We start from the raw sequence: 6,263 nt of genomic DNA on the forward strand, positions 1-6,263 counted from the left end.
TCCCCTTCGTGGAATGAGGATACCATCCTCCCCCGAAGCCAGCGAACAGACCATTTCCCGCCGATGACCCGATCCACAGTTTTCGCGCCTTTCGACGTCGTCGAAGGCGATCGCAAGCGAGGCATCGTGCTCCTGGCCGATCACGCCCGTCGCGACCTGCCGGACGAGTATGGCAGCCTCGGCCTGCCGGCGGCGGAATTCGACCGCCATATCGCTTACGACATCGGTGTCGAGACGGTGACGCGCGAACTGGCCGCTTTGCTCGGCGTGCCGGCGGTACTCGCCAATTTTTCGCGACTTCTGATCGATCCCAATCGCGGCGAAGACGATCCGACGCTGATCCGCCAACTCTATGACGGCACCGTCATTTCGGGGAATTATCCACTTACCTTGAAAGAACGTGAAAGGCGGCTCGACCGCTTCTATCGACCCTACCACGATGCGGTCGGCGCCATGATCGCCTCGGTGGCGCAGGCTTGCGCAAACGCCCCCTTTATCCTTTCGGTGCATTCCTTCACCCCGTTCATGCAGGGGTTCGTGCGCCCTTGGCATGTTGGCATCTTGTGGGATCGCGACGACCGGGTGGCGCGACCGCTGATCGACATGCTCGCCGAGGACAAAAGCCTTGTCGTCGGCGACAATGAGCCCTACGACGGCGCGCTGCGCGGCGACACCATGTTCAGACATGCCATCGTCAACGGATTTGCCCATGCGCTGATCGAAATCCGTCAGGACCTGATCGCCGATCGGCAGGATGCGGTCGCCTGGGCCGAACGGCTGGCGCCGATCGTTGACGCGATCAATCGCCGTCCCGATATACATCGGGTCAAACGATTCGGCTCGCGCACCGGGCCGCTCTAAGGAGGCCCAAGGAGGCCCAGAACACATGACCGAACTCAGCGACGAGCAGAAACGCGATTTCGAAGCCGCCGCCTTCCGCCGACTGGTCGCGCATCTGCGCGAACGCACGGACGTACAGAACATCGACCTGATGAACCTCGCCGGCTTCTGCCGCAATTGCCTCTCCAACTGGTATCGCGATGCCGCCGAGGCCGAGGGTGTCGATCTCAGCAAGGACCAGTCGCGCGAGATCATCTACGGCATGCCCTATGCCGAATGGCAGGCGCTCAACCAGACCGACGCCTCCAATGCCAAGAAGGCCGAGTTCGAGGCAAGACGCCCCAGGGATCACTGAGACCACGATCCCGAAAGTGGAAACCGGTTTTCGGATAAGATCGTGGTCGAACAAAGCCCGACCAGATCGGCTTCATCAACCTGGGTGCAAGCGAGCCGTTTGGCCCAAGCACTTTTCAAGAACGAGCGCTTGACTGAGGATTGAATCGATCTAATTTGCGGCGCGAAACTATTTTTCGCATCGGATTCTACACGATGGACACGCTAAACCGCATGCAGGCCGCCATTCGTGGACGATGGGCGGTGGCGGCCATCTTCCTGGCCAATGGCTTTCTGACCGGCGCCTGGGCGCCGCAGATCCCGGTGGTGCTGACCCGGCTGGATATCAGCAAGTTCACGCTTGGCCTGCTGATCCTGCTGTTCGGCGCCGGCGCGGTCACAGCGATGACCTGGTGCGGCCACCTGATCTCCAGGCATGGGTCGCGCACCGTGCTGAGTTGGTTCGGCCTCATCGGCAGCTTCGGGCTGCTGGTTGTGGCGCTGGCTCCAAACGTGCCGCTAGCGGCCATCGCCATGTTCATCTTTGGCGGTTCGATCGGCGGCATGGATGTCGCCATGAACGCCAATGCGGTCACGGTGGAACGGCGCTTGTCCCGGGCCATCATGTCGTCCTCGCACGGCTTCTGGAGCCTTGGCGGTTTCGCCGGCGGCGCTCTCGGTGGCCTCGCCATCCAGAATTACGGTCATCTCGCCCATGCGACGGTGGTGACGGCGCTCGCTTTCGCCGTGATTGCAGTGGCAGTCCGCTACCTGATCGCGGAGGACAAGCCAGTCCAAGCATCCTCGGGGGTAATCGGGCATCGCAAGTTCGCGCTGCCTGGAAATCCGCTGGTCTATCTGGTCGGGCTGATGGCGCTGATGACGATGATCTCCGAGGGTGCGGTGCTCGACTGGGCAGCGCTTTACCTGCAACAGGAACTCGGCACCGACCTCGCCGTAGCTGGTTTGGCCTACGCCGCTTTTTCCGGCGTCATGGCAGTCATGCGCTTCGTTGGCGACGGCGTCCGCAACCGTTTCGGCGCCGTGACGACATTGCGCGTTTCGGCGCTTGTCGCCGCTGCCGGCATGCTGGTGGCGGGTCTTGCGCCCTCGCCCTGGCTCGCCATCTCAGCTTTTGCCTTTTGCGGCTTCGGCATCGCCAATATGGTGCCGATCCTGTTTTCGGCCGGCGGCAACCAGGAAGGCATGTCGTCCGGCACCGGCATGAGCGTCGTCACCACAATGGGCTATTCCGGCATTCTGGTGGCGCCGTCGGCAATCGGCTTCATCGCCGAGCATTCAAGCTTCGGTCCGATCTTTGTCGCTTTGTCGGGACTGCTGGTCGTCGTATTCTTGATGGCCGGGCTCGCTCACCGCGCCGAATTCGCGCCTGACGCGGCCCCGGCCGAATAGCGCTTCAACTCCTCATAGAGGAAATCCGCGACACGGCGGATGCGCACGCTGGTGCGTACGTCGCGGTGCATGGCCAGCCATACCGGCAGCGTCGGCAGCCCGAGGCCCGGCAGCACTGTCTCCACCAGCGGATCGCGGTCGGCCAGCGGCTCCTGGCCAAAGCCGATGCCGTTTCCCGCCCGCACCGCCTCCCACAGCACGATTTGGTTGTCGGTCCTGAAGCGGAAGGCATTGCGGGTGAGCAGGACACCGAATTGGGCAAAGCCGCGAATGATCTCATCGCTGCGGTCGAAGCCGATCAGGTCGTGGCCGGCAAGATCGCCGGGTTCGCGCGGACGGCCACGCCGGTCGAGATAGGATTTTGCCGCGCAGGCGCGGAGCGGAATGTCTGCCACCTTGCGCGCCACCACCTCGTTCTGGGCCGGCTTGACCATGCGGATAGCGATGTCGGCATCGCGGCGCAAAAGATTCTCGACCTGGTTCGACGCGACGATCTCGACCTCGATGCCGGGCTCCTCGGCACCCAGCCGCGCCGTCATCTCTGGCAGGACATAGGCCGCCACCACCTCGCTGGCGGCAATGCGCACCGTGCCCTCGATCGCCTCGACCGATCCCAGCGCCAATAGCGAAAAGGCGCTTGCCTGCTCGCTCACCGCCCGGCCGCGTTCGTAGAGCGTGCTGCCGGCTTCCGTCAGCGCGTAGCCGCGCCGCCCGCGCCGGAACAGGGTGACGCCGAGCGCCTGCTCCAGCTCGGCAATATGGCGGCCGAGCGTCGGCTGGCTTGCAGCCAGCTTGCGCGCGGCAGCGGACAGGCTGCCGGTTTCCGCCACGGTGACGAAACTCTTGATCAGATTCCAGTCGATTTCCATTCAAAACTGAATATCATGTTGCCAGATTCAGTCAATTTCCATTCGTTTGCGGGCGGATCATATTGTGACCGTAACGCAAACACGGAAACCAAACATGACCAAGATCGCAATTCTGGGAACCAATGGCCGGCTCGGCCGCGTGGTTGCCAAGGCCTTCATCGACGCCGGCTATGATGTCCGCGTCATCACCCGCAGCGGCAAGATAACGGCAGAACTCATCGGCTCGGCGGCCGTCACCGGCGACGGGCTCGATCGCGAAGCGCTTATCCGCGCCACCGAAGGCGTCGACATCATCTTCAACGGCCTCAACCCGATCTATACCGACTGGGGCAAGTGCCTGCCGATGGCCGAGAACGTCATGGCCGCGTGCCGGGCGAACCACGCATTGCACCTCGCTCCCGGCAGCGTTTACAACTACGGCTCGCCGATGCCGACGGTCATCACCGAAGACACGCCATTCCACCCGACGACGGAAAAGGGCCGCATCCGCGTCGCCATGGAAGACCTCTTCCGCCGCGAGGCCGAAGCAGGCCGAGTGCGGACCATTCTGCTGCGAGCCGGCGATTTCTTCGGCGGCACCGGCACCGGATCGTGGTTCGATCTGATGGTGGCCGCCAAGATGGACAAGGGCGTCTATACCGCCCCCGGGCCGGCCGATCTCCTGCATGAATGGGCCTATCTGCCTGATATGGCCAAGGCTTTCGTCGGACTGACTGAGAATCTCGACAAGCTCGGCACCTACGAGGCGCTGAACTTTCCCGGCCACGCCGTTACCGATCTGGAGATCAAGGCCGCCGCGGAGCAGGCGCTCGGGCGCACGTTGAAACTGACGTCGATGCCGTGGTGGGTGTTGCGCGCCGGCAGTCCGTTCGTGGCGATGTGGCGCGAGCTCGTCTCGATGTCCTATCTCCGCTTCGAGCCACACCAGTTGGTCTCGGCAAGACTGGAAAGCATCCTCGGCACGATCCCGCATACGCCGCTGGATAGGGCGGTGGCAGAAGCCCTCGATGATATCGGTGTGGCCACGATTGATGGCGTTTCGAAAGCTGCCTGAAAACGTGCGTTTCGAACCGAAGGCTCGGAAAGGACCATGCGCAAAATCAAATGCTACAGCGCTGTGAGTCCAAAAGGACGCGCAGCGCTGTAGCATTCGTGCACCAACTCCGGGTCAAATCCTGCCCATCAGCAGCAGCACCAGCAGCACGATCAGGATGACGCCGACGATGCCGGAGGGACCATAACCCCAGGAACGCGAATGAGGCCATGCCGGCACCGCGCCGATCAGAATGAGGATCAGAATGATGATGAGAATGGTGCTGAGCGTCATGAGAAACTCCCCGCTTTGAGGCATTCCATGACAGGACAATGCAAAAGGCCGCTGGGTTGTTCCCGGCGGCCTTTTCTACCTGGGCTGAAGGGAGCGACCTATTCGGCGGCCTTCGAGAAGTCAATCGCCGGCTCGTCGAGCAAGCCCGGCCCTGCGGAGGTCTCCATAGTCGCATTGGCTGGCGTTCCGCGCCGGAACACCCGACGGAAGAATGCATAGAAGCGGCTGTTCTTGCTACGCGTGAACACCATCAGCATCGACGGTGTCACCACCAGAGTCAGCAAGGTGGCGAAGGACAGGCCGAAGACGATCGCCGAGGACAGTGAAATCCACCATTGCGTCGACGGCGCGTTGATCGTCGTCTCGTGATGGAAGATTTCGAGACCGAGGCCGAAAGCGATCGGCAGCACACCGAGGATCGCCGACACCGCCGTCAGCACCACCGGGCGGGCACGTTCGCGGCAAGTCTGCAGCACCGCGTCCATCTTGTCCCAGCCCTCTTCGCGCAGCCGGTCGTAGGTGTCGATCAGCACGATGTTGTTGTTCACCACCACGCCGGCCAGCGCGATGACGCCGATGCCCGACATGACGATGCCGAACGCCTCTCCAGTCAACAGCAATCCCAGGAACACGCCGACGGTCGCCATGACCACGCAGGACAGCACCAGCCAGACGCTGGTGAACTTGTTGAACTGCATCAGAAGCACCAGGAAGATCAGGAAGATCGCCGCGCCAAAGGCCTTGCTGAGGAAAGCGCTGGCCTCGGCGCTGTCCTCGTTCGAGCCGGCAAGCTTCCAGCGTATGCCGCTGCCGAGATCCACTTCGGCGACAGCCTGGCTGACCTGCTGCTGGACAGAAGCGACCTGCTCGCCGGCGGCGACATTGGCCTGGACGACCACGGTGCGCGCGCCGTCGATGCGGTTGAGGATGCCGACCGTCGGCTCGGGCTTGCGCACGACGAAATTCGAGATCGGCACCGACCCTTGCGACGTCTGCACCCTGAGGTCGTCGAGGGTCGACAGCGTGCGCCGGTCCTCGGGCAGGCGCAGCCTGATGTCGACGGCGTCGTCCGCACCGGCCGGCCGGTATTCGCTGAGCTTCAGCCCGTTCGTCACCAGTTGCACCACCGTGCCGACTGACGTCGGGCTGATGCCGTATTGCGCCGCCTTGGCGCGATCGACGTCGAGCGCCCAGTCGACGCCAGGCGGCGGCAGGCCGTCGGAAATGTCGATGACGCCGGGCACCTTGGCAATGCGTGCGGCGACGGCGCGCGCCTTGTCGTCGAGACCTTTCGGGTCGACGGCTGACAGCCTGATCTGGATCGGCTTGCCTGTGGGCGGGCCGGCCTCGGGCACGCGAACCTCGACGTCGACGCCGGGAATGCCGGCCATGACGCCGCGCAGTTCGTCCAGGATGGCGTTCGCCGATTTGCGCTCGCGCCAGTCGACGAACTCGTACTGGATCACGCCGACCACGTCTTC

At 63.2% G+C, this 6,263-nt stretch carries 7 protein-coding genes; 4 read left to right on the top strand and 3 right to left on the bottom strand.

Features of this window, described 5'->3' with window-relative positions:
• The first annotated feature begins 63 nt into the window (after window positions 1–63).
• The 3 genes from AC0L2C_RS17890 (at window position 64) to AC0L2C_RS17900 (ending at window position 2,586) form a co-directional block, all read left to right on the top strand.
• Window positions 64–861: an N-formylglutamate amidohydrolase gene (locus AC0L2C_RS17890; RefSeq protein WP_473524013.1), complete on the top strand. Its 798-nt coding sequence runs from the start codon at window positions 64–66 to the stop codon at window positions 859–861.
• A 25-nt stretch (window positions 862–886) separates the two neighbouring features.
• Complete coding sequence (locus AC0L2C_RS17895) at window positions 887–1,195, top strand: DUF1244 domain-containing protein (RefSeq protein ID WP_023797020.1); 309 nt, start codon at window positions 887–889, stop codon at window positions 1,193–1,195.
• Between the two features lie 194 nt (window positions 1,196–1,389).
• Window positions 1,390–2,586 carry an MFS transporter gene (locus AC0L2C_RS17900; RefSeq protein WP_473524014.1) on the top strand — a complete coding sequence of 399 codons (1,197 nt, stop codon included), beginning with the start codon at window positions 1,390–1,392 and terminating at the stop codon, window positions 2,584–2,586.
• On the opposite strand, the gene AC0L2C_RS17905 is transcribed toward AC0L2C_RS17900, so the two are convergent.
• On the bottom strand, window positions 2,544–3,455 hold the full coding sequence (locus tag AC0L2C_RS17905) for a LysR family transcriptional regulator (protein ID WP_128181997.1): 912 nt from the start codon (window positions 3,453–3,455) through the stop codon (window positions 2,544–2,546). The two genes, AC0L2C_RS17900 and AC0L2C_RS17905, sit on opposite strands and share 43 nt — an antisense overlap.
• Window positions 3,456–3,549: 94 nt before the next feature.
• Between AC0L2C_RS17905 and AC0L2C_RS17910 the strand changes: the two genes are divergently transcribed.
• Window positions 3,550–4,509: an NAD-dependent epimerase/dehydratase family protein gene (locus tag AC0L2C_RS17910; protein WP_287238288.1), complete on the top strand. Its 960-nt coding sequence runs from the start codon at window positions 3,550–3,552 to the stop codon at window positions 4,507–4,509.
• 114 nt (window positions 4,510–4,623) lie between these two features.
• Here the strand turns inward: AC0L2C_RS17910 and AC0L2C_RS17915 are convergent, their stop codons facing one another.
• Window positions 4,624–4,782 (bottom strand): DUF3309 family protein, encoded by a 159-nt coding sequence (locus AC0L2C_RS17915; RefSeq protein WP_091593346.1) that lies wholly within the window; start codon window positions 4,780–4,782, stop codon window positions 4,624–4,626.
• 98 nt (window positions 4,783–4,880) lie between these two features.
• Window positions 4,881–6,263: efflux RND transporter permease subunit (locus AC0L2C_RS17920; protein ID WP_473524015.1), on the bottom strand; the 1,383-nt coding region annotated here is incomplete at its 5' end.

The sequence above is a fragment of the Mesorhizobium sp. WSM4845 genome (assembly GCF_055811455.1).

Excerpts from the sequence above, each read along its gene's own strand:
- AC0L2C_RS17890 (WP_473524013.1), top strand. The coding sequence starts at position 64 with ATGACCCGATCCACAGTTTTCGCGCCTTTCGACGTCGTCGAAGGCGAT.
- AC0L2C_RS17895 (WP_023797020.1), top strand. The coding sequence starts at position 887 with ATGACCGAACTCAGCGACGAGCAGAAACGCGATTTCGAAGCCGCCGCC.
- AC0L2C_RS17900 (WP_473524014.1), top strand. The coding sequence starts at position 1,390 with ATGGACACGCTAAACCGCATGCAGGCCGCCATTCGTGGACGATGGGCG.
- AC0L2C_RS17905 (WP_128181997.1), bottom strand. The coding sequence starts at position 3,455 with ATGGAAATCGACTGGAATCTGATCAAGAGTTTCGTCACCGTGGCGGAA.
- AC0L2C_RS17910 (WP_287238288.1), top strand. The coding sequence starts at position 3,550 with ATGACCAAGATCGCAATTCTGGGAACCAATGGCCGGCTCGGCCGCGTG.
- AC0L2C_RS17915 (WP_091593346.1), bottom strand. The coding sequence starts at position 4,782 with ATGACGCTCAGCACCATTCTCATCATCATTCTGATCCTCATTCTGATC.